The sequence below is a fragment of the uncultured Cetobacterium sp. genome (genome assembly GCF_945952365.1).
Taxonomy (GTDB): Bacteria; Fusobacteriota; Fusobacteriia; order Fusobacteriales; family Fusobacteriaceae; genus Cetobacterium_A.
In genome coordinates this window covers 38,278-62,095 of sequence record NZ_CAMFHX010000002.1, presented here as the reverse complement: position 1 = coordinate 62,095, position 23,818 = coordinate 38,278, and the positions used below count along the sequence as shown (strand labels likewise).

The 23,818-nt window shown below is 31.1% G+C and carries 22 protein-coding genes; 16 read left to right on the top strand and 6 right to left on the bottom strand.

What is annotated here, in order from left to right; translation table 11 throughout:
- Nucleotides 1–4: 4 nt before the first annotated feature.
- Nucleotides 5–1,216: an FprA family A-type flavoprotein gene (locus Q0O83_RS00980; protein ID WP_294093231.1), complete on the bottom strand. Its 1,212-nt coding sequence runs from the start codon at nucleotides 1,214–1,216 to the stop codon at nucleotides 5–7.
- A 286-nt stretch (nucleotides 1,217–1,502) separates the two neighbouring features.
- On the opposite strand from Q0O83_RS00980, the gene lgt reads away from it, so the two are divergent.
- The 3 genes from lgt (at nucleotide 1,503) to Q0O83_RS00965 (ending at nucleotide 4,543) form a co-directional block, all read left to right on the top strand.
- A complete protein-coding gene (gene lgt, locus Q0O83_RS00975; RefSeq protein ID WP_294093229.1) occupies nucleotides 1,503–2,375 on the top strand; it encodes a prolipoprotein diacylglyceryl transferase in 873 nt (290 codons plus the stop codon).
- Nucleotides 2,375–2,785, top strand: coding sequence for an META domain-containing protein (locus tag Q0O83_RS00970; RefSeq protein ID WP_294093227.1), 411 nt, complete (start codon nucleotides 2,375–2,377; stop codon nucleotides 2,783–2,785). The genes lgt and Q0O83_RS00970 overlap by 1 nt, the downstream gene beginning before the upstream one ends.
- 144 nt (nucleotides 2,786–2,929) lie before the next feature.
- Complete coding sequence (locus Q0O83_RS00965; protein WP_294093225.1) at nucleotides 2,930–4,543, top strand: CTP synthase; 1,614 nt, start codon at nucleotides 2,930–2,932, stop codon at nucleotides 4,541–4,543.
- Here the strand turns inward: Q0O83_RS00965 and Q0O83_RS00960 are convergent.
- Both Q0O83_RS00960 and pncA read right to left on the bottom strand, forming a co-directional pair.
- A complete protein-coding gene (locus tag Q0O83_RS00960; RefSeq protein WP_294093223.1) occupies nucleotides 4,540–5,652 on the bottom strand; it encodes an alanine racemase in 1,113 nt (370 codons plus the stop codon). The genes Q0O83_RS00965 and Q0O83_RS00960 overlap by 4 nt on opposite strands.
- A 115-nt stretch (nucleotides 5,653–5,767) precedes the next feature.
- Nucleotides 5,768–6,385, bottom strand: coding sequence for a bifunctional nicotinamidase/pyrazinamidase (pncA, locus tag Q0O83_RS00955; RefSeq protein ID WP_294093221.1), 618 nt, complete (start codon nucleotides 6,383–6,385; stop codon nucleotides 5,768–5,770).
- A gap of 139 nt (nucleotides 6,386–6,524) precedes the next feature.
- Here pncA and Q0O83_RS00950 point away from each other — a divergent pair, with 139 nt between their 5' ends.
- Nucleotides 6,525–7,100, top strand: a complete 576-nt coding sequence (locus Q0O83_RS00950; protein WP_294093218.1) for an N-acetyltransferase — start codon at nucleotides 6,525–6,527, stop codon at nucleotides 7,098–7,100.
- A gap of 34 nt (nucleotides 7,101–7,134) precedes the next feature.
- Here Q0O83_RS00950 and Q0O83_RS00945 read toward each other — a convergent pair whose 3' ends face one another.
- The 3 genes from Q0O83_RS00945 to Q0O83_RS00935 form a co-directional block, all read right to left on the bottom strand.
- A complete protein-coding gene (locus Q0O83_RS00945) occupies nucleotides 7,135–7,746 on the bottom strand; it encodes a nitroreductase family protein (RefSeq protein ID WP_294093216.1) in 612 nt (203 codons plus the stop codon).
- Between the two features lie 56 nt (nucleotides 7,747–7,802).
- Nucleotides 7,803–8,858, bottom strand: a complete 1,056-nt coding sequence (locus tag Q0O83_RS00940) for an alanine racemase (protein WP_294093214.1) — start codon at nucleotides 8,856–8,858, stop codon at nucleotides 7,803–7,805.
- Between the two features lie 100 nt (nucleotides 8,859–8,958).
- A complete protein-coding gene (locus Q0O83_RS00935; protein WP_294093211.1) occupies nucleotides 8,959–10,275 on the bottom strand; it encodes an MATE family efflux transporter in 1,317 nt (438 codons plus the stop codon).
- A gap of 91 nt (nucleotides 10,276–10,366) precedes the next feature.
- Here Q0O83_RS00935 and Q0O83_RS00930 point away from each other — a divergent pair, with 91 nt between their 5' ends.
- The 12 genes from Q0O83_RS00930 to hutH all read left to right on the top strand — a co-directional run bounded on the left by Q0O83_RS00930 (nucleotide 10,367) and on the right by hutH (nucleotide 23,814).
- On the top strand, nucleotides 10,367–11,191 hold the full coding sequence (locus Q0O83_RS00930; RefSeq protein ID WP_294093209.1) for a MerR family transcriptional regulator: 825 nt from the start codon (nucleotides 10,367–10,369) through the stop codon (nucleotides 11,189–11,191).
- Between the two features lie 52 nt (nucleotides 11,192–11,243).
- A complete protein-coding gene (locus Q0O83_RS00925) occupies nucleotides 11,244–12,404 on the top strand; it encodes a hypothetical protein (protein ID WP_294093205.1) in 1,161 nt (386 codons plus the stop codon).
- A 34-nt stretch (nucleotides 12,405–12,438) separates the two neighbouring features.
- Nucleotides 12,439–13,188 carry a phosphatase gene (locus tag Q0O83_RS00920; RefSeq protein WP_294093203.1) on the top strand — a complete coding sequence of 250 codons (750 nt, stop codon included), beginning with the start codon at nucleotides 12,439–12,441 and terminating at the stop codon, nucleotides 13,186–13,188.
- Between the two features lie 19 nt (nucleotides 13,189–13,207).
- A complete protein-coding gene (locus Q0O83_RS00915; RefSeq protein WP_294093201.1) occupies nucleotides 13,208–14,164 on the top strand; it encodes a nitronate monooxygenase in 957 nt (318 codons plus the stop codon).
- 57 nt (nucleotides 14,165–14,221) lie between these two features.
- Nucleotides 14,222–15,034 carry a purine-nucleoside phosphorylase gene (locus tag Q0O83_RS00910; protein WP_294093199.1) on the top strand — a complete coding sequence of 271 codons (813 nt, stop codon included), beginning with the start codon at nucleotides 14,222–14,224 and terminating at the stop codon, nucleotides 15,032–15,034.
- A gap of 23 nt (nucleotides 15,035–15,057) precedes the next feature.
- Complete coding sequence (locus tag Q0O83_RS00905; protein WP_294093197.1) at nucleotides 15,058–15,774, top strand: HAD family hydrolase; 717 nt, start codon at nucleotides 15,058–15,060, stop codon at nucleotides 15,772–15,774.
- 353 nt (nucleotides 15,775–16,127) lie between these two features.
- Nucleotides 16,128–17,108: an aspartate--ammonia ligase gene (gene asnA, locus Q0O83_RS00900; protein ID WP_294093195.1), complete on the top strand. Its 981-nt coding sequence runs from the start codon at nucleotides 16,128–16,130 to the stop codon at nucleotides 17,106–17,108.
- A gap of 91 nt (nucleotides 17,109–17,199) precedes the next feature.
- The gene (hydE, locus tag Q0O83_RS00895) at nucleotides 17,200–18,246 is read left to right on the top strand and encodes a [FeFe] hydrogenase H-cluster radical SAM maturase HydE (RefSeq protein ID WP_294093193.1); all 1,047 of its coding nucleotides are present in this window, start codon (nucleotides 17,200–17,202) and stop codon (nucleotides 18,244–18,246) included.
- Complete coding sequence (hydG, locus tag Q0O83_RS00890) at nucleotides 18,231–19,622, top strand: [FeFe] hydrogenase H-cluster radical SAM maturase HydG (protein WP_294093191.1); 1,392 nt, start codon at nucleotides 18,231–18,233, stop codon at nucleotides 19,620–19,622. The genes hydE and hydG overlap by 16 nt, the downstream gene beginning before the upstream one ends.
- A gap of 13 nt (nucleotides 19,623–19,635) precedes the next feature.
- Nucleotides 19,636–20,823, top strand: coding sequence for a [FeFe] hydrogenase H-cluster maturation GTPase HydF (hydF, locus tag Q0O83_RS00885; RefSeq protein WP_294093189.1), 1,188 nt, complete (start codon nucleotides 19,636–19,638; stop codon nucleotides 20,821–20,823).
- A 139-nt stretch (nucleotides 20,824–20,962) separates the two neighbouring features.
- The gene (locus Q0O83_RS00880) at nucleotides 20,963–22,264 is read left to right on the top strand and encodes a Na+/H+ antiporter family protein (RefSeq protein ID WP_294093364.1); all 1,302 of its coding nucleotides are present in this window, start codon (nucleotides 20,963–20,965) and stop codon (nucleotides 22,262–22,264) included.
- A gap of 29 nt (nucleotides 22,265–22,293) precedes the next feature.
- Nucleotides 22,294–23,814: a histidine ammonia-lyase gene (gene hutH / locus Q0O83_RS00875; RefSeq protein ID WP_294093187.1), complete on the top strand. Its 1,521-nt coding sequence runs from the start codon at nucleotides 22,294–22,296 to the stop codon at nucleotides 23,812–23,814.
- The last annotated feature ends 4 nt before the right edge of the window (nucleotides 23,815–23,818 follow it).

The window sequence follows — 23,818 nt, the reverse complement described above, 5'->3', positions numbered from 1 at the left end:
TTAACTATTGTCTTTCGCTTTTTAACTTTTCAGCCATAGCTTTTGCAATGTTTTCTAATCTTTTTTGATCCTCTGGAGTAGGTTCTCCTTTAGCTTCTACAGATTCAGCAATAATTTCCAGTCCTGGAAGAGCGTCAGCAAAAGATTGAATACCTCTTACTCCACCACCACTCCATAACATATTTCCGAAAATTCCAAGATATCTATTTTTTAAACCGTAGTTTTTTAATTTATGTAAAAGTCCTTGTAAAACAGGATAAACATCATTGTTATGTGCTGCAGATCCAATAATAAGCCCTTTGTACTTCCAAATATCGCTGATAATATAAGAGTGATCAGTTTTTGAAGCATCGTAGATTTTTATATTTTTGATTCCGTTCCAAGAAAGTTCTCTAGCAATAACGTTTGCCATTTTAGCTGTTGTACCATAAAGAGTTCCGTAAACAATAACTACTCCCTCTTCTTCAGGAGTAAAGCTAGCCCAGTTAGCAAAATGGTTGATAACTACAGAGATATCTTTTCTCCATAAAATTCCATGAGAAGGACAGATATATTTAATCTCAAGTCCACCTAATTTTTTTATTGCATTTAAAACTTGTGGTCCATATTTACCAACAATGTTAGCGTAGTATCTTCTCATTTCATCTTCATAGAAAGAGAAATTAATTTCATCGTCAAAGATTCCGCCATCTAAAGTACCGAAACTTCCAAAAGCGTCGTTAGAGAATAAGATTTTATCAGTTGTATCATAAGTTACCATTGATTCAGGCCAGTGAACCATAGGAACCATTGCAAATGTTAAAACATGTTTTCCTAAGTTTAAAGTATCTCCCTCTTTTATACAGATGAACTTTGCTTCATCAAAATCAGGTATGAAAGCTTTAATCATTTTTAAAGTTATTACGTTACCAATGATTTTAGCTTCTGGGAAGTGTGCCATAACTTCACCTAAAGATCCTGAATGATCAGGTTCCATATGATTAACAATAATGTAATCAAGTGTTTTTCCTTTTAAAATTCCATTTATTTTTTCGATGAATAATCCAGCAGTAGAAAAGTCAACTGTATCAATAATACAAGTTTTTTCATCGTTTATTAGATATGAGTTATAAGCAACACCTTGCGGTAGTGGCAAATAATTTTCAAATCTTTCAGTTTTTCTATCGTTAGTTCCAATCCAGAAAACTTTTTCTGTAATAGGCGCATGATAATGCATATTTTCCTCCTTGATATTTTAGTCTATATTAAGTGATTATATTCTAATCTAAAAATGCTAAAAATTCAACTATATTTGTAAAAATAAACAATAATTAAATATAGGTTAACAAAAACTATACAAAAAAAATATAAAAAGTACATAGAAACATATTAAAAAAATAGAAAAAGTAAAAAAAGTTTTACGAAAATTAGAAGTGGTGATATAATCAATTTAAAGTTAGGGTTAATATTAATTTAAAAGTTAACCAAAAATATTTATAAATATGTGGCATAAGGAGGATTGAATGAATCCAATATTTTTACAGATAGGAAGTTTTAAGTTAAGCTACTATGGATTATGTTATGCTATAGCTTTTTTTGTAGGAATAGAGCTCTTAAAAAAAGAAGCTGACAAAAAAGGGATTTCTAAAGCCTTGATAGAGGACTATGCTTTTGTTGCTATGCTTTCAGGACTTTTAGGTGGAAGATTGTATTATGTTTTATTTAATTTCTCATACTATTTAAATCATCCTGCTGATATTTTAGCTGTTTGGAAGGGTGGAATGGCTATTCATGGTGGAATTTTAGGAGGATTTATAGGAACATTAATATATGCTCATAGAAAAAAACTAAATGCATTTTTACTGGGAGATATGGTAGCACCTTTACTTTTATTAGGACAAGCAATAGGAAGATTTGGAAATTTAGCGAATGGAGAGGTTCATGGAGTTCCAACATTTACACCGTTAAATATTATTTTTAGATTAAAACCGAGTTTTTATGGTTGGTATGACTATTACAATAGTTTAAGTTTAACTGATAAAGCGAACTATAAAGAGTTAGTACCTTGGGGATTAGTTTTTCCAACAAGCTCTCCAGCAGGAGAGGAGTTTCCAAATTTACCACTTCATCCAGCAATGCTTTATGAAGCGGGATTAAACTTTATAGGTTTTATATTTCTATATTTCTATATGAGAAATAAAAATTATAAAACTGGAACAATATGGTGGACATATATAATAATTTATAGTATAAATAGAATAATAGTAAGCTTTTTTAGAGCTGAGGATTTAATGTTATTAGGAATTCGTGCACCACATGTTGTGAGTTTTATAATGTTACTAATAGCAGCAATAATTATAGTGGTAATCAATAAAAAGTCAGGGAGTGATAAATAATGAAAAAAATCTTAGGTATACTATTGATGTTTACAGTTTTATTTGGAGGGTGTTCAAGTCTAACAACTAAAAGTAGAAGATTGGTAGGAAGGGAATATATACTTATTCAAGAAAATTCTATTCCTAACGTTTTAATAGGATTTGATGATCATAACTTCTATGGATTCTCAGGGTTAAATAATTATTTTGGAAGATACGAGAAAAAAGGAAATAGAATAAAATTTGAAAAGCTTGGAGCAACATTGATGGCTGGTTCAGATAAAGTTATGAAGATGGAAAGTGAATACTTAGAAAAATTAGATTTAGTTCAATCGTTTACTTTAGAAGATGATGTACTGACACTTAATTTAAAAGATGGAAGCAATTTGAAATTTAAAGAAAATAAAATGGTTGACAAAAAACTAAAATAGTACTATAATCAAATATCAAAATAAAATAAATATATCCAAGGAGAAAAAACTATTTTTTCCTATAAGAAATTGGATTTAGTTAAGGCGGAATTTTTTTTTTCGCCTTTTTTTTTTCGATTTTATAATTTGAATGGAGGATATTTAATGAAAAGAACTAAGTATGTATTTGTGACTGGTGGGGTTGTATCATCTCTAGGAAAAGGAATAACGGCAGCATCTTTGGGAAGATTATTGAAAGAAAGAGGTTATAGTGTAACTATTCAAAAGTTTGATCCATATATAAATGTAGACCCAGGAACTATGAATCCATATGAGCATGGAGAAGTTTTTGTTACAGTAGATGGAGCTGAGACAGATTTAGACTTAGGTCACTATGAAAGATTTTTAGATGAAAACTTAACAAAATATAACAATATAACAACTGGAAGAATCTATCAATCTGTTATTAATAAAGAGAGAAAAGGTGAATACTTAGGAAAAACTGTTCAGGTTATTCCTCATATAACTAATGAAATAAAATCTAAAATAGAGTTAGTAGGAAAAGAGAGTGGATCAGATATAGTTATAACAGAGATTGGTGGAACAGTTGGAGATATTGAATCGACACCATTTCTAGAAGCTATCAGACAGTTTAAATATGATGTAGGAAGAGAAAATGTTTTATATATCCATGTGACATTAGTTCCATATCTGAAAGCAGCTGGAGAGTTGAAAACAAAACCTTCTCAGCACTCTGTAAAAGAGTTAATGAGCTTAGGAATAAGACCTGATATTTTAGTTTGTAGAACAGAGCATCCTCTGAATTCAGATTTAAAAAGAAAATTATCGATGTTTTGTGATATAGATCCAGATGCTGTTATAGAAGCACCAGATGCAAAAACAATTTATGAAGTCCCTCTTATAATGGAGAAAAATGGATTAGCAAAGGTAGCTTGTCAAAAATTAGGAATAGAAAATAGAGAGCTTACTCTAGATGCATGGAAAGAGGTAGTAAAAAATATAAAACATCCAAAAGATAAGATAAAACTAGCTGTAGTTGGAAAATATATAGAGTTGAAAGATGCATATATAAGTATAAATGAATCGATTGAACATGCAGCTTATAGTTTAGGTTTAAAAGCAGATATTCACTATGTTCAAGCAGAGGATTTAAATCCATCTTCATTGGAAGGATTTAATGGAATTTTAATCCCTGGTGGATTTGGAGATAGAGGAGTAGAGGGTAAAATTGATGCTATAAAGTTTGCTAGAGAAAATAAGATTCCATTTTTAGGAATATGTTTAGGAATGCAAACAGCTGTAATAGAGTTTTCAAGAAATGTTTTAGGAATGAAAGAAGCTAATTCAACAGAGTTTGATAAGCTGAGTAGATATCCTGTTATTGATATTTTACCAGATCAAAAAGATATTAAAAACTTAGGTGGAACAATGAGATTAGGTGTTTATCCTTGTAAATTAGAAAAAGAGAGTTTGGCATATGAGCTTTATAAAGAGGAGCTTATTTACGAGAGACATAGACATAGATTTGAGTTTAATAATGAGTTTAAAGAGATTATTCAGGAAAAAGGATTGAAAATATCTGGATCATCTCCAGATGGAACTTTAGCAGAGATAGTCGAGTTACCAAAAGAGTTACACCCATTTTTCATAGCGGGGCAGTTCCATCCAGAGTTTAAAAGTAGACCAGGGAAACCACACCCACTATTTTTAGGGTTTGTAGAAGCTATCTATAAGTTAGAGAAATCTTTTAAAAATTAATCTAAAATTAATTTTCTAGAGTTTCCTCTTATATCAACTTCGATTAGTTTTTCAACAGAGCCATTTCTATGACCGATTAAATAGTTTGTCATATTAGCAGCAGAACAAGAGTGATTAGGGATAATCTCAATTTTATCACCAATTTTTAGGGCCGAAGGGCCCTCTTTTTTTACTTTTGCAACCTCTTCAGATAAACCAATAACAGTTAGTTCAGGGTGATTTTTAACAATTCCGAAACCTTTTGTAAGAGAGTTTCCATGCGCACCTTGATCAAGACCTAAACACTTACTACCACAGTCTAAAATAAATAAATCTTCAGATGGGTTAGATATAACTGTTGCAAGAACAGTTAAAGAACACTCCTCCTCTTTAGCAGCTCCTAATGCAACTTGAATGGCATCAAAGAAAACGTAATTTCCAGGTCTAGAAACAGTTATCTCATCAGATTCGATAGCTTTTTCAAAAGTTGGAGTAGTTCCAGTAGCAACAAATTGAACCTCAGCCCCAGCTTCGCTTAAAAGATTTTTAGCTAGAGCCATAGTTTCAATCTCTTTTTTAGTGATCTCTTCAACATGATCTTTCGAAAAACCATAAACTTGTCCAGTGTGAGTTGAAATTCCTTTGAAAACAAGATTTGGATACTTTTTTAGTGAGTTAAAAAGTTTAACAGAATCTTCAGGAGTCACACCGAATCTATTTAGACCACTATTTATTATAATTTGATAGTTAACTTTAGTATTATTTAATTTTTTAGCCAATTCAGCTGCAGGAATCTCATTGTCAAAAGCAACAAAGAGTTCACAAGAGTTATTTAACTCTAAAACTCGTTCTAGGTTACTATCTCCAATTACAGGATAAGCTAACATAACTTTTTTTACACCACTTTTTTGTACAACTGCTTCAGCCTCATCTAAAGTTCCAACAAGAACTCCTTTAGCACCAGCTTCAATCTGCATCTTAGTGATTTCACTACTCTTATGAGTTTTTAACATAGGGAATAGTTCCACAGAGTTTTGATCTGCTAAAGTTTGATATTTTGCTATATTTTTTTCCAAAGCATCTAGATCAACTAGAAAGCTAGGTGTAGTTAAAGATGATATTTTTTTCATTTTGAACCTCCAATTGAATTTCTAATAGAAATATACAACAAAATTTTAATAAAGTCAAACTTTATTTTTTTTGATAAATAAAATAAAAGTTTATAAAATGTGAAAAAAAAGAAGATCATATAAGATCTTCACTTTGAATTATATAAGCTCCTTTTTGTTTCATCTCGTTGAGTGCAAGAGTTGAATCATCAGGAGATAAATTAACCGCCTTACAAGCGTCTGAAATAACATTCACTTTAAATTTTAAATCCAGAGCATCTAAAACAGTATGTTTAACACAGTAATCTGTAGCTAATCCCAAAATAAAGAGCTCAGTGATATTATGTTTTGTTAAAATATCAAATAGTTCGGTCTTTTTTAACTTTCCATTATCAAAAAATCCACTGTAAGAATCAATTTCGGGATCAGTTCCTTTATAAATAATATTCTTAATCTCTAAAAGTTCAGGATGAAATTCAGCACCAAAACTATTTTGAACACAGTGCTTAGGCCACCAAACTTGTGGAAGATGATTTAAAAGTCCAACTTCACCAATTTCACCACCAGAATTAATAGCAAAACTTTTATGGTTGTCAGGATGCCAATCTTTTGTTCCAACAATTAAAAGATTATTTTTATTAAAAAACTGTATAATTTTATTTGTTATAGGGATGATTTCATTAGCGTTTTTCACAGCTAAACTTCCACCGTCACAGAAATCATTTTGAATATCAACTACAATAAGTGCTTTCATAATTTCCTCCAGCATAAATTTATTTTGAATAGTATAACAGCTAAAAAATAAAATGTAAATTAAAAACAGCTTGGAAAAAGGAATTGTATTTGATATTATTGTATATATAGATATGAAAAAAGATGTGAGGAGGGGGAAAATGAACGCAATATTAGGAGTATCATTTTTTATACTAGGAAGTTTAGCTGTTTATATATTCCAAAAAAAGAGATTCAAAAAAATGACTGAGGAAGATTTTGTTTGTGAAGTTGTTCAAAAAGCTTTTTTAAAAGAGACACAATCAGACCATAATGAGCATAACTTAGTTAGAGCACTATTAAAAAGTGATGATTTTATAAAAGATTTGTCACTAACTGCAAAGTTTAAAGGGATGATAGTTGGATATATTCTATTTACTAAAGTAAGAGTGGGAGAGGAAACTCTTTTAACGCTTGCACCATTAGCAGTATTACCAAGATTTCAGAAAAAAGGAATTGGAAAGAGTTTAATAGAAAAAGGACATAAAGTTGCAAAAGATTTAGGTTATAAAGGTATAGTTGTATTGGGTCACGCTGAATATTATAAAAAGTTTGGTTATGTACCTGCATCTAAGTGGAATATAAAGTGCCCAATAGAGGTACCAGATGAAAACTTTATGGCGATTGAGCTTTATCCAGGAGCTTTAGAAAATATAAGTGGAACAGTTCAATATGCACCAGAGTTTGGAATAAACTAAATAAAAAAACGCAAGTTATCTTGCGTTTTTTTATTTAAACTATATTACAGATTTCATCAAATTTAAGTCTTTTTTCTCTTGGATTAAGAGTTTTACTTTCATCAAAATATCCTATAGAAAGTAACATTACAACAGTTTTATCTTCATCAATTTCAAAGAGTTCTTTAACTTTATCCTCATTAAAACCAATCATTGGATGAGTATCAACTCCAACATTCTTAGCACAAAGCATTATATTCATAGCTAAAAGAGAGACATCTCTAACAGCCATAGCATTTCTTTTAACCTCCGTTGGATATAAAACAGTTTCACACATATTAATAAGTTGGTTAACTTTTTCTTCGCTCATTCCCAACTCAATTTTTGCATTCCACATAGGATTGTCACGACCATATCCAAAAGTGTCTCCGACCATGATAAGAGTCATAGCGGCTTCTTTTATCTTAGGCTGAGTACAAGCAGTGAAAAGTTTTTCTTTTGCTTCAGAAGAATGAACAGCAATAATTTGCCAAGGTTGTAAATTAAAAGCAGACGGAGCTAGGATAGCTTCATTGATAATCTCTTTAAAAAGTTTTAAATCTAAATCTTTATTCTGGTCAAAAAAATTCACACTTCGTCTATTAGATACAACATCTTTAAAATTCATATAAACACCTCCAAAATATACTACAAGTATTATACTTAAAAGATGTAAAAAACCTTTTATTCTTCATTAATAATTCTAGGAATTCTTGAATTTAATAAAGTTGTGTATTCGTAGTGGTCCATATTAAGAAATGAGTTACACTTCTCAAAATCACGGTAAATCTCAACAGAATCTCCAAGTTCTATAGAGTCGTCAATAAGCACAAAAGATGTATCCATACTGATATGAACTATTGGAAACTCTTTATCATTTATATGGCAAAGAAGATTGGTATTATTTTTAGCGAATCCATCCCCATAACCGATTTTAATTTTTCCAACTCTGTTATAACTTTTTGTATCAAGATCATTTTTTCTAGTATACCCAATAAAATCTAAATCAGAAAAATCTTTGATGTTATAAATAGGTCCTGATAGAGTCCAAGAACGTTTAATGTTTTCATTTTCAATTCCAGGATCAAGCATGCCGAGAAGACTTATACCACATCTTACGTGAGTTGAGCCCTCCCCTAATCCAAGAATTGTAGCAGCACTGTTTTGTGAATGAATAATTTCAAAACGCTCCTTTCCTAAGAAATTAATCCAAGAAATAAAATCCTTTTGAATCGAAATAACCTCTTCTGGATTTGAACTAAAAAAATGTGTCATAGCACCTTTAAAATAAATATTATTTGTTACAATAATATTTTTAATTTCGTTTAACTCATCTTTTGTAAATCCATTTCTAGCAAAACCAAAATCAAATTTTAGATGAAGTTGAGAAAAGTTTATATCTTTTTGAATTAACTCTTTAAATTCAGAAAGACTGTTTATACACATCTCTAAATTATTATGAGTTTTTAAAAGAGAGAAATCCTCAATCGTCTCAAAAATAAGTATTTTTATATCGGGCAGATTTAAAGATAAAAGTTCAAGAGCTTCAGATTTCCTAGCGACAGCGAAGTATTTGCACCCACCCTCAACGAGAATAGGAACGACCTCTTTTAAACCGTGTCCATAAGCGTTAGCTTTTACAACTGAGATAATCTCTTTTTTTGTAGAATCTTTAATATAATTAAAGTTATGTATAATGTTATTTTTATCAATCTTTACCTTGAAACCGTCTCGACTCATTTTAAAACACCCCTTTTTTCTAAATAGTATTGTTATTATTATTACCATATAATGTAGTAAATTACAAAATAAATATTTTGTTTAAATAAAAAAACTTCCCTTAAATATTAAGAGGAAGTTTTTTTAAAGATTTTCTCATAAGTGGAATACTTACTGAAAGACAGATAAGTTCTGCTAACGGAATAGCTAACCAAATTCCAGTTTCTCCAATTATCATTGGCAATGTAAATAGTGGAATCAATACAAATATTATAGCTCTTCCACAAGATATAAAAGCAGACTCAAAAGGTTTTTCAATAGATGTATGGAAACTACTTGATATAATATTGATAAACGACAATAAGTAAGCAAAAGTAAAGAAGAATATTGCTCTATTTGTTAAATCTTGAAGTTCCTTATTTCCATTTGAGAAAAGAGCAATAATTTTATCTCCGAAAAGATGCATAGATATAAAAGTAATTATTCCAATCGCAGCTCCAGATTTTAAAGCAACTTTTAAAACATCTTTGATTTTGTCTCCTCTTTTAGCTCCTAAGTTGTAAGAAATAATAGGTTGTAATGCTTGAGATAAACCATATAGAGAGATATTAACAATAGAGTTAATATAGAATACGATTGTTAATGCTGAAACTCCTAAAACACCAATGTTTTTCATAATGATGATATTGAAAATATAAGTTGTAACAGCACTAGAAATAACAGTTAGCATCTCTGAACTACCATTGTAGAAAATATCTTTAATATCTTTTAATGTTCCAGATATTTTGCCAAATTGTACGTGATAAAATAAGCTAAGAGCACCAAACATATTAGCAAAACACGATGCAACAGCAGCTCCTTCCATTCCCATACCAAGTTTAATAACAAAGATATAATCTAAAAATACATTTGTTAAAAAGCAGATTGCTCCACTCACGAAAACCTGATTAGGTTTACCAATAATTCTAACGAATGTTTCAGTAAAAATAGGCATACTGAAGAATATAGAACCTGGAATTAGAATAGCTAAATATTTCTTAACAAGATCATATGTTTCTAAGTTTGTACCTAAAAGTTTCATCACAGCATCAAAATTAAGAAGTAAAAATATTGATATAAAAAGAAGAACTCCTAGAAGTAGGATTAAAGTTAAACTTGTAAGACTTTTTGCTCTTTCTTTCTCTCCATTTCCAGAAGCAATTCCTACTAAGACTCCTCCTCCAATACAAATCATCAAAGCTATACTCAGTAAAAGATTGATAAGAGGCATAGATAGATTAACAGCAGCTAGTCCCAATGGTCCAACGCCCTTACTCAAGAATAATCCATCGACCATAATTTGTAGTGATACAATAAGCATTCCTAAGATACTAGGTATTGCAAATTTAAAAAATAGTTTTTTTACGCACCCATTTTCAAGGGTAATATTTTGTGACATTTTCCTCTCCTCTATTAAATTAAAATTTTATTAAATTAGTCATATGTGGTATTATAAACTATATACTTAACTATAATGTCAAGGAGAAATTATGAAAAATAGATATAAAATTTCAGAATTAGCAAAAATAGGGGATATTTCGAAACAGACATTGATTTTTTACCATAAAAAAGGGATTTTAGTTCCAGAATATATTGATGAGAGCAATGGATATAGATTTTATTCTAATTCTCAAATATGGGATTTGTTTTTTATTATAACTTTAAAAGAAGCTGGATTTTCATTAGAAGAAATAAAAGAATACAGTAAAGTAAAAACTCCTTCAAAAAGTTTAGAATTTTTAGAGGAAAAAGTAGCTGATATCAATAAAAAAATAGAGGAGTTAAGAAAAAGTCGAGACACTATTCAAGAGAAAATTTTGTGTTTTAAAGAGATGTCTTCAAATTTAGAGGAAAAAGTTCAAGTGATAGAGTTAAAAAGTATGAAGGTTTACTTTATAAAAATAAAAAATCCTTTAGATGAAAAAGAGATAGCTGAAACATATGATAAGCTTCAACGATTAGGAAATAAAAATAAAATAAAAGATATTTTATATATTACCAAAGTAAAGCAAAAGGATATATATGAAAATTCAGAGATTCCTATAAGTGAAATAGGATTGTTAGTTCCAGAAGAGCATAGTATTTTAGGAGAAGAGCTTATCGAAAGTAAGCATTGTATTATGTTAAGACATAAAGCGACTTTTGATATGATAAAATTAACCTATGAAAATTTACATAGATTTATTAAAGAGAACAATTTTGAGATTATTGGAGATTCGATAGAGATTGGAAACGAAGTGGTTGTTCCTCTTGAAAATGGATTTGGAGGAATCGTTGATATATATATTCCTGTAAAAAAAATTGAAAAATTTTAAAAATTAGGATACTCTATAGTGTAGTATTATAGAAAAAGGAGAAATAGAAAATATGAATACGAATCATTCAAGAAGAAAAAAAGCTATGGGACTAGAAGGAATAGTTTGCATAGCGATATTATCAACATTAATCTATCTTTTATCTAGTAAAATGGGTGGAATAAATATGATAAATACAATTATAAAAACTGCACATGATTTACTATTAAATACGGTATTTTTTATAATGGGAGTTTCAGTTATAGCGGGAGCATTTGCAGGAATTTTATCTGAGTTTGGAGTGATAGCAATTTTAAATAAGTTATTATCGCCACTTATGAAGCCGTTATACAGACTACCTGGAGCAGCAGCACTAGGAGTTTTAACAACGTATATATCTGATAATCCAGCAATACTTAGCTTATCTGCAGATAAAGGGTTTACAAAATATTTTAAAAAGTATCAATTACCAGCATTAACAAATTTAGGGACATCATTTGGAATGGGATTTATAGTATCGACATTTATGATTGCTCAGAGTGGAAGTATGAATGAAAATCTTGTATTTCCAGTTGTTTTAGGAAATTTAGGGGCGTTTATAGGAAGTATTGTCAGTGTTAATCTGATGATTAATTTTACTAAAAAGATTTTCCATGAAAAGGGTGATTTAGTAGAGAAGGATGACTCAACAGTAAGTTTTTTTGAGTATAGAGATATAAGAGATGGAAATGTTTTAGAGAGATTGTTAGAAGCTCTTTTAGAAGGTGGGAAAAATGGAGTTCAGATGGGAATGGAGATTATTCCTGGAGTTCTTATAATATGTACGACAGTTTTACTATTAACAAATGGAGCTGGAGAAAATGGATATACAGGAGCAGCTTATGAAGGAATTGCTCTTTTACCATATGTAGGTGAAAAATTACAATTTATTTTAAAACCACTATTTGGATTTACAAGTGCAAAAGCATTGGCGTTTCCAATAACATCTTTAGGAGCAGTAGGAGCAGCATTAGGTCTTGTACCACAATTTATAGCAGATAAAGCAATTACCTCAAGAGAGATTGCTGTATTCACAGCTATGGGAATGACTTGGAGTGGATATTTAAGTACACACGTTGCGATGATGGATAGTCTAGGTTATAGAAAGCTGACAGGAAAAGCTATATTTAGCCATACAATTGGTGGGATTGTAGCAGGAGTAGTAACAAATATTTTATATACACTTTTCATGTAATTAAATAAAATTATATAAATTTATGGGGGTAAAAATGAAAGAGTATAAAATTGATTTACATATTCATACAAATGTAAATCCACACGCTTTTAGTACATTAGAGGAAAATATATCTGCAGCGGCAAAAAAAGGAATGGAAGTGATAGCGATTACAAATCACGGTCCTGCTTTACAAGATACTCCTCATTGGTGGCATTTAGTAAATATAGCAATTTTACCAGAAATTATTGATGGAGTTAGAGTTGTTAAAGGTGTAGAAGCTAATATACTTGATACAAATGGAAAGTTAGATATTAACCAAAGAGTATATGATCATATAGAATTAGTTTTAGCTGGATTTCATGTAGTTGATGAGTATGGAGCAATAGATGATATTGAGAAAAATACGACAGCTATATTGAGTTTGATAAAAAAGCAAAAAGCTGATATAATAGTTCATCTGGGAAATCCAATCTTTCCAGTAGATTATAAAAGAATAGTAAAAATCGCAAAAGAAAATAAAGTGGCTTTAGAGGTGAATAATACATCTCTAGGAACAATCACAAGAGTTGGTTCTAGAAAAAATTGTAAAACAATGTTAGAATTAGCCAAAGAAGAGAGATGTTTTATAGCTTTAGGGACAGATGCACACTATTCTGGTCATATAGGAGAGTTTCAAAGGGCAATTGAGCTTTTAAATGAAGTTGATTATCCAGAAGAGCTAATTATAAATAGTTCAAAAGAAGCTTTTGAAGAATTTTTAAAACTGAGACAAGAGTTGAGAAGTAAAAAAGTAGACTCTTAATTTTGGGAGGAAAAGAAAAATGCAAAAAAATAGAATTTGTGAATTATTAGGAGTTAAATATCCAATTATCCAAGGTGCGATGGCATGGATATCAAATGGAAACTTAGCAGGACATGTATCTAAAGCTGGTGGATTAGGAATAATCGCTGGTGGAGGAATGCCACCTGAAATTTTAAGAGCAGAGATTAAAAAGGCAAAGTCAATCACGGAAAATCCATTTGGAGTTAACTTAATGTTAATGATGGAAAGTGTTGCCGAGCAAATAGATGTATGTATAGAAGAGGGAGTAAAAGTTGTTACAACTGGAGCAGGAAATCCAGGAATATACATGGAAAAATTAAAAGCTGCAGGAATAAAAGTTATACCTGTAGTTGCATCAGTTGCATTAGCAAAGAGAATGGAAAAAATAGGAGCAGATGCAATTATAGCTGAAGGATTAGAAGCTGGAGGGCATATCGGAGAAATCACAACAATGGCACTTGCTACTCAAGTTGCAAGAGAGGTTTCAGTTCCTGTTATCGTTGCTGGAGGAATAGCTTCAGGAGAGCAATTCTTAGCAGCGTTAGCACTAGGTGGAGAAGCTATTCAAGTAGGAACTATATTCATAGTTGCTCACGAGTGTGATGTACATGAGAATTATAAAAACTTAGTGTTAAAAGCAAAGGATAGATCAACAGTTACTACTGGAAACTATACAGGGCATCCAGTTAGAGTTTTAAATAACAAGTTCTCTAAGACTATCTTAGAATTAGAGGAAAAAGGAGCTCCAAAAGAGGAGATCGAAGAGTTAGGAAAAGGAAAATTAAGACTAGCAGTTGTAGATGGAGACGTTCAAAATGGAAGTGTAATGTCAGGACAAGTTGCAGGATTAGTTAAAGAAGCTTTAAGCTGCCAAGAGATTGTAGATAAGTTAATGAACGAGTTAAAAGAGGAAAAAGTAAAACTAGATCAAAGATTTTCAACAATAACTTTTTAACAATGGAAGGGTAGAGTAATCTACCCTTTTTATCTAAAAAAATAAGGGAGAAGTGTTATGTACAATAAAGTGATGGAAACTGTAGAGTTTTTAAATTTAAAAGTGACTAATAGGCCGAAGATAGCTATAATATTAGGTTCTGGTCTTGGTGGGTTAGTTGATTATGTAGAGAATAAAATAGTTATACCATATGAGGAGATACCAAACTTTCCAGTTTCAACAGTAGCTGGTCATGCTGGTGAACTTGTATTTGGAACAATAAATGGTGTTGAAGTTTTAGTTATGAAGGGAAGATTCCACTATTACGAAGGGTATAATATGAAAGAGGTAACTTACCCTCAATATGTATTTAAGAAATTTGGAATAGAAACTATGATTGTAAGTAATGCTGCTGGTGGAGCTAATAGAAGTTTTAAGCCAGGGACACTTATGATTATAAATGATCATATCAACTTCTTTGGAACAAATCCTTTAATTGGAAAAAATGATGAGAGATTTGGACCAAGATTCCCAGATATGTCAGAAACTTATAGTAAGGCTTTAATAGAAAAAGCTAAGTCTGTTGCAAATAGATTAAATATAGAGTTTGAAGAGGGAATTTACTTAGGGTCATCTGGTCCAACTTATGAAACAGCAGCAGAAGTAAGTATGATGATGGGAATGGGAGCATCAGCAGTTGGTATGTCAACAGTTCCAGAGTCAATCGTGGCAAACTATCTTGGAATGAAAATATTAGGAATATCTTGTATAACTAATATGGCTACAGGAATTGCAACAAAGCCACATTCACATGAAGAGGTTGTAGAGATAGCAAACGCAACAGGAGAGAGATTCTGTAAGTGGATTGCTGAAACAGTAAAAGAGTTATAATAACTCACAGGAGGTAGTGATTTATGAAGGCAGCATTTTTTGATATTGATGGAACAATTTATAGAAATTCATTATTGACAGAGCATTTTAAAAAGCTTATAAAATACGAACTTTTAGATATTAGAGAGTATGAGCTAAAAGTAAAGGATGCTTTTAAAGAGTGGGATGAAAGAGTAGGAGATTATGATAAATACCTAGAAGATATAACAACAACATATGTTGAAGCTATAAAAGGGTTATCGCTGCAATATAATGATTTTATTTCAGATCAAGTTTTAGAGCTTAAAGGAAACAGAGTTTATAAATTTACAAGAGATATGATCAAATGGCATAAAGAGCAAGGGCATAAAGTTATATTTATTTCTGGAAGTCCAGATTTTTTAGTTTCTAGAATGGCTAAAAAATGGGGTGCTGATGATTATTGTGGTTCTATATATCACTATGAAGATGGAAAGTTATCTGGAGATATTTCGCCAATGTGGGATTCAAAAAATAAAATGAAAGCAATAAATAATTTCTGTGAAAAATATGATATAGATTTAAATGAAAGCTATGCATATGGAGATACAAATGGAGATTACAGCATGCTAACTTTAGTTGGAAACCCTAGAGCTATCAATCCTTCAAGAGAGTTACTGCTAAAAATAAAAACAGAGGAACATCTGAGAGATAAGACAGAAATTTTTGTTGAAAGAAAGGATGTAATTTATAAAATTTCATCTGATGTAGAGATTTTATAAAAAAAATCTTGACTTTTATATAAAAAAGTTTTATTATTACCCCATAGTAAAAATAAATTTTTAAAAAGGAGGAAGTTATGTTTATAAATTTCAATAATAATAATTATAATTGTGTTAATAATATGAATAATAATAATAATAACAACAATAATAATAATCTATTGAAATTTGTATTGTGTAATTTCCATTATCCTGAAAATAAGAAAGAATTTAAATTTAACTGAAAATAAATTAGTATAAGTATATCTAAAAATAGGTATATTATATTTTGTTAGATTAAAGCTCTTAACTATTTCCGTTTATGGAAGTGTTAAGAGCTTTTTTATTTTATAAAAAATATGGAGGTAGAGTATATGTATAAAGCAAAATTAGATATTATAGAAACAGAGGTAGCAATTAAAAAAGTAAAGGATTTCTTCGAAAGAGATTTAGCTAAAAAATTGGATTTAACAAGAGTTTCAGCACCACTATTTGTGACACCAGAAAGTGGGTTAAATGATGATCTAAATGGAGTTGAAAGAGCTGTATCTTTTGATACCAAATGTAAACAGGATGCTGTGATTGTTCATTCGTTAGCAAAGTGGAAAAGAATGGCACTTCATAAATATGGATTTAACTCTGGAAAAGGTCTTTATACAGATATGAACGCTATAAGAAGAGATGAAGACTTGAGTCCAATACACTCATACTATGTTGATCAATGGGATTGGGAAAAAGTTTTGGATAAATCAGATAGAACAACAGATAAATTACATGAAACTGTAAAAAAAATATATACATCTTTAAAGGATACAGAGAATCATATAAGAGAGGCTTATCCTCAATTATCAAAAAAATTACCTGATGAGATTTCATTTGTAACTTCTCAAGAGTTAGAAACTCTTTACCCAGAACTGTCTTCAAAGGAGAGAGAACACAAACATGCAGAGAAGCATGGAGCTATATTTATAAGTCAAATAGGAAAAGTTTTAGCTTCAGGAGAAAAGCATGATGGAAGAGCACCTGATTATGATGATTGGGATTTAAACGGAGATATAATCGTTTACTACGAACCTTTAAAAATAGGATTAGAACTGTCTTCGATGGGGATTCGTGTATCTGAGGAATCTTTAGCTAAGCAGTTAGAGATTGCAGGAGCAGAGGATAGAAAAACTTTAGATTTCCATAAAAAATTGCTAGCAGGAGAGTTACCTTATACAATAGGTGGAGGAATAGGGCAATCGAGACTTTGCTTATTCTTCTTAGACAAACTTCATATAGGAGAGGTTCAAGCATCTTTATGGCCAGAGCAAGTTTTAGAAGAGTGTAGAGCAAAAGATATTCCATTGCTATAGAAATAGAGAGTATAAAAACCTAAAATATAACTTCATTTCTGGAGCAAAAAGGTATATAATTAAATTTGTTATATACTTTTGGAGGTGGGAGATGAGGTATTTAATAGATAAATTGTATAAGAATAATGACTTAACTCAATTTGAGTTAGAGGAGTTACTTTGCAATTTGAATGAGGAGAATAGAGACTATCTAATAGATAAAGCTTACGAAGTTAGACAGAAAAATTATGGTAAGACAGTTTTTTTTAGAGGATTGATAGAGATATCTAATATTTGTAAATGTGATTGTTTTTACTGTGGGATTAGGGCATCTAACTGCAAAGCTAGTAGATATAGATTATCTAAAGATGAGATATTAGACTCTTGTCACAGAGGATATTTGTTAGGATATAGAACTTTTGTTTTTCAAGGAGGAGAGGATAGTTACTTTACCGATGAACTTTTAGAAGAGATAATAAAAACTCTAAAAAAAGAATATTCTGATATAGCTATTACTCTTTCTTTAGGAGAGAGAGGCGAAAAATCTTTTAGAAGACTTTATGAAGCTGGAGCTGATAGATATCTTTTAAGACATGAAACTGTGAATGAAAAACTTTACGAGAGCTTACATCCAAAGATGTCTTTAGAGAATAGAAAAAAATGCTTGAGAACTCTTAAAGAGATTGGCTATCAAGTAGGAAGTGGATTTTTAATAGGATTACCTGGTTTGAAAATGAAAGATTATGCAAAGGATTTAGTTTTCCTAAAAGAGCTAAAACCTCACATGGTAGGGATTGGACCTTTTATACCACATGAAGACACGCCTTTAAAGGGTGAAAAGGGTGGAACTGCATATGATACAATTACACTTTTAGCAATAATAAGATTACTGCTACCAGATGTATTATTACCAGCAACAACAGCTTTAGGAACAATTGATCCTAAAGGACGAGAAAAGGGATTTAAAGCTGGAGCAAATGTTATTATGCCAAATTTATCTCCGATGGAATACAGAAAAAAATACGCTCTTTATAATGGAAAAGTTTTTTCTGGAAAGGAATCAGCAGAGGAGAAGCTAAAAATAGAAAATGGAGTTATAGAAGCAGGATTTGAACCAATACTAACAAGAGGAGATAATATCAGATGGAAAAGGAAATAAATTTTATAAATCAGGAGTATATTGAAAATCTATTAAAAAAATCTAAAAATAGTAGTTATGAAGAGATAGAAAGAGTTTTAAATAAAGCAAAAAATAAAGAGGGATTAACTCATGATGAGGTGGCTTCACTTTTAGAGATAAAAGATGAGAAGCAAAAAAGAGAACTCTATGAAATTGCAGGAGAGTTAAAAAAATCTATCTATGGAAATAGAATTGTTGTTTTTGCACCGCTTTATGTGAGTGATTACTGCGTAAATAACTGTACTTATTGTGGGTATAAAAGAGACAATAAATTTGAAAGAAAAAAACTTTCAAGAGAACAGATTCAAAATGAAGTTAGACTTTTAGAAAAGATGGGTCATAAAAGACTCGCTTTAGAGCTAGGAGAGGACCCTGTAAACGTTCCAATCGAATATACATTAGATGCAATAGATGCTGTTTACAGTACAAAGTTTGAGAATGGGTCAATTAGAAGAATAAATGTCAATATAGCTGCAACAACAGTAGAAAATTACAAAAAACTAAAAGATGCAGAGATTGGAACGTATATTCTTTTCCAAGAGACTTATCACAAACCAACATACGAAAGAGTTCATCCTAAAAGTTTAAAAGGAAATTATGAATACCATTTGACTGCTTTTAATAGAGCTATGGAAGCAGGAATAGATGACGTAGGAGCTGGAGTTTTATTTGGACTAGCAGATTATAAGTATGAGATAATAGCACTTATGTTACATAATGAGTATTTAGAAAAAGAGTATGGAGTTGGGTTCCATACAATCTCTGTTCCAAGAATCAAAAAAGCCGAGGGAATGAGTTTAGAAGAGTATCCTCATCAAATAGATGATGATACTTTTAGAAATATAGTTGCCATTATAAGATTGGCTGTACCTTTTACAGGAATGATTTTATCAACTAGAGAAACAGCTGAACTTAGAAGAGAGCTTATAAAATATGGTATCTCACAAATAAGTGCAGGATCATCAGCTGATGTTGGAGGGTATACAGATAGAGAAGAGGGAAAAACTAGAACTCAATTTGAATTAGCAGACCACAGAACACCTTTAGAGGTTTTAAAAGAGCTTTTAGAGCAGGATTGTATACCAAGTTACTGTACAGCTTGTTATAGAATGGGGAGAACTGGTGATAGGTTCATGCAGCTAGCTAAAAGTGGAAATATTCAAAATGTCTGCTCACCAAATGCACTTCTAACTTTAATGGAGTATGCTATGGATTATGGTGATGATGAGTTAACAGAAAAGGTTGAAGAGGTTATAGAGAGAGAGCTTCAAAATATTGTTAGAGATGATATAAAAAAGCTGACAATAGAAAAATTAGAAAAAATAAAAAATGGAGAGAGAGATTTATATCTTTAAGAAGGAGTTTACTATGAAAAATACACCCAACTCAAATAGGTTACATATAGGAATTTTTGGTAAAACAAACTCTGGAAAGTCTTCATTATTAAATGCTATAACAGAGCAGAATATATCTATAGTTTCAGATATAGAGGGAACAACCACAGATTCTGTAACAAAAGCTATGGAGTTTTTACCATTTGGTCCAGTTTTATTTATTGATACAGCTGGATTAGAGGATAATACTCCATTAGGTAGATTGAGAGTAAAAAAAAGTTTAGAAGAGTTGAAAAGAACAGATTTTGCTTTATTAGTTATGGATGCTACAAAAATTGATATGGCATTTTATAAAGACCAAGAGATTCAATTTAGAAAATATAATATTCCATTTCAATTGATATTAAATAAATCAGATCTATTAACAGATGAAACAAGAAGCACAATAAAAAAGATTTTTCCTAAATCTATTTTTGTTTCGACAAAAGATAGAAGTAGTATTTTGAATTTAAAAAATGAAATTTTGAAAGAGATTCAAAAGGAAACAGAGGAACCAAAACTTTTAGGAGATTTAGTTTCATATAATGGAAAAGTTTTAATGGTAGTTCCAGTGGATTCTGAAGCACCAAAAGGTAGATTGATTTTACCACAAGTTCAAGTGATAAGAGAGTGTCTTGATCATGGAATAAAAAGTTATGTAGTTAGAGACACAGAGCTTGAAAGTGCATTAGAAGATATAAAAAATATAGATTTGGTTGTAACTGATTCTCAAGCTTTTAAAAATGTAGATAAAATTTTAAATAATCGAGCTAAGTTGACAAGTTTCTCAATACTTTTTGCAAGACAGAAGGGAGACTTAGAAGATTTGGTTAGAGGAGTTAAAAAGTTAAAAAGTTTAAACCATGGAGATAGAATACTGATAGCAGAAACTTGTACACACAATACATCTCATGAGGACATTGGAAGAGTAAAGATTCCAAAGTTAGTAAGAAACTATTGTGGCAAAGAGATTGAGTTCGATTTTATGGGTGGAAAAGATTTCCCAGAGGATTTATCAAAATACTCTTTAGTTATTCACTGTGGTGCTTGCATGATAAATAAAAAACTTATGCAAAGTAGAATAGATGAATCTATGAGTTTAAATGTGCCAATTACAAATTATGGTTTAGTTATAGCAGAAGTTACAGGGATTTTAGATAAATCTCTAGAGATATTTAAATAATTTTATATTCCCTTACTAATATTTTACATATTGGTGAGGGATTTTTTTTATATTGCTATTGACTTCATTATATCTGTGAGGTAATATTAGTACCACTTAGAATATTAAAATTGAAGTTAAAAAATTAAATGGGAGGGCAATTATGATTTTTAATCCAGTAATACTTTCAGTTACTACGATGATCCTACTTAGTTTATTAAAGTTAAATGTAATTCTAGCAATATTAGTCGCAGCTTTGGTGGCAGGTGTAAGTTCGGGAATAGGTATCAATGAGACAATGAAAACATTGATAGGTGGAATGGGAGGCAACTCAGAGACAGCTTTGAGCTACATTCTTTTAGGAACTTTGGCTGTTGCTATAAATAGTACTGGGGTAGCAGCTCTACTTTCAAAAAAAATATCAAAAATAGTTAGTGGGAAAAAGTGGATTTTAGCACTTATTGTAGCGGTAATTGCATCGTTTTCTCAAAATTTAATTCCAGTTCATATAGCATTTATTCCAATTTTGATTCCTCCACTATTAAAGTTAATGGATGAGTTAAAAATGGATAGAAGAGCGATGGCGTGCTCCCTGACGTTTGGATTAAAAATGCCCTATATTGTTCTTCCTGTTGGATTTGGATTGATTTTCCATGGGATAATAAGAGACCAGATTGTAAGTAATGGATTAAATGTTGAGTTAAGTCAAGTTTGGCAATCGACTTGGATTTTAGGAATAGCAATGTTTATTGGACTTCTAATTGCAGTATTCTTTACATACAACAAGCCAAGAGAGTATAAGAATTTGACCGTTGGAGGAATGGTAGAGGATATCCCTGAGAAAATGGAGTTAAAACATTGGTACACTTTGGTTTCGGCAATTATAGCCTTTGGAATTCAACTTTATACAGGTTCTTTGCCACTTGGAGCAATTGTGGCAATAGCTTTTATGGTTGCAACAAAAGTTATCAAATGGAATGATATAGATGGACTAGTAAGTGGTGGCATAGGAATAATGGGGCTTATAGCTTTTATTATGCTTGTGGCAGCAGGATATGGAAGTGTAATTAGACAAACTGGGGCAATTGCTCCACTAGTTCAAGGAGTTGTAGGAGTTGTAGGTGGAAGTAAACTATTGGGGTCGTTTATGATGCTTTTAGTTGGACTTTTTGTAACGATGGGAATAGGAACATCATTTGGAACAGTGCCTATATTAGCGGCAATATACGTACCACTATGTATAGAACTTGGTATTTCACCTTTAGGTACAATAGCTTTAATAGCTTGTGCAGGAGCTCTAGGAGATGCAGGGTCACCAGCATCAGACTCAACTTTAGGACCAACAGCTGGATTAAATGCTGACGGACAGCATGATCATATAAGGGATACATGTATTCCAACATTCATACACTATAATATACCTCTGATAATAGCAGGTGTTATTGGGGGAGTACTATTCTAAAAGGAGGCAGGATTAATTTGGAACTACTAATGGGGAACAGAAAACTAACTTTAGAGGATTTAATCAATGTAACAAGAAATGGTTGTGAGGTAAAAATTTCAGAAGAGGCTAAAGAGAAAATAGCTATAGCTAGAAAGTTGGTAGATGATTATGTTGAAGAGGGAAGAGTATCTTACGGAATAACAACGGGATTTGGAAAATTTTCAGATCAAGTTATTTCTAAAGAGGAAACAGCAACTTTACAAAGAAATTTAATAATTAGTCACGCTTGTGGAGTTGGAAATCCATTACCAATTGATGCAGCTAGAGGAATTATGTTATTGAGAGTAAATAACTTGATTCAAGGTCATTCGGGAATACGTCAAGAGGTTATTGATTTATTGGTGAATATGATAAATAAGGGTGTAACTCCATATATACCTGAAAAAGGTTCTTTAGGAGCATCTGGAGATTTAGCTCCACTATCTCATATGGTTTTAGTTATGTTAGGGCTTGGAAAAGCATACTATAAAGATGTTCTTTACGATGGGGAGATGGCTTTGAAAAAAGCTAAATTAAAACCAATAAAAGAGTTGTCATCAAAAGAGGGACTAGCTTTAATAAATGGAACTCAAGTGATGACATCTGTAGGAGCACATGCGACATATGACGCAATAAATTTAATGAAACATTTAGATGTAGCAGCAAGTTTATCAATGGAAGCTTTAAGAGGAATAATCTGTGCTTTTGATCCAAAAATTCAAGAGGTAAGAGGGCACCTAGGTCAAATTAGTACTGCTAAAAATATAAATAAAATTTTGAAAAATAGTTCATCAATAACTAAGCAAGGAGAGTTAAGAGTTCAAGATCCTTATGCTCTTAGATGTACTCCACAGGTTCATGGTGCAAGTAAAGATGCTTTAAACTATATAAGAGAAAAAGTTGAGATAGAGATGAATGCAGTAACAGATAATCCAATTATTTTCCCAATGGAAAATGAAGTTTTATCAGGAGGAAATTTCCATGGTCAACCGATGGCTTTACCATTTGATTTTTTAGGAATAGCTCTTGCAGAGATGGCAAATATATCTGAAAGAAGATTAGAAAGATTAGTTAACCCATCGTTAAATAATGGATTACCTGCATTTTTAGTAGAGAATGGAGGTGTTAATTCTGGATTTATGATAGTTCAATACAGCGCGGCGTCTTTAGTTTCAGAAAATAAAGTTTTAGCTCATCCAGCATCTGTAGATTCAATCCCATCCTCTGCAAACCAAGAGGATCATGTATCAATGGGAACAATAGCTGCAAGAAAAGCTGCGGAGATATTGGGAAATGTTAGAAAAGTTGTGGCTATGGAGATTCTAGCAGCATGTCAAGGAATAGATTTAAGAGATGTTCAGAAATTAGGAAAAGGAACAAACGAAGCTCATACATTAGTCCGTGAAGTTGTAGAGTTTTATGATAAAGATAGAGTGATGTATATAGATATTGAAAAAGTAGAGGAGTTAATTAAAACTAATAAAATTATTGAAAAAGTAGAGGAAAATGTTGGTAAATTAAAAATGTAATTGG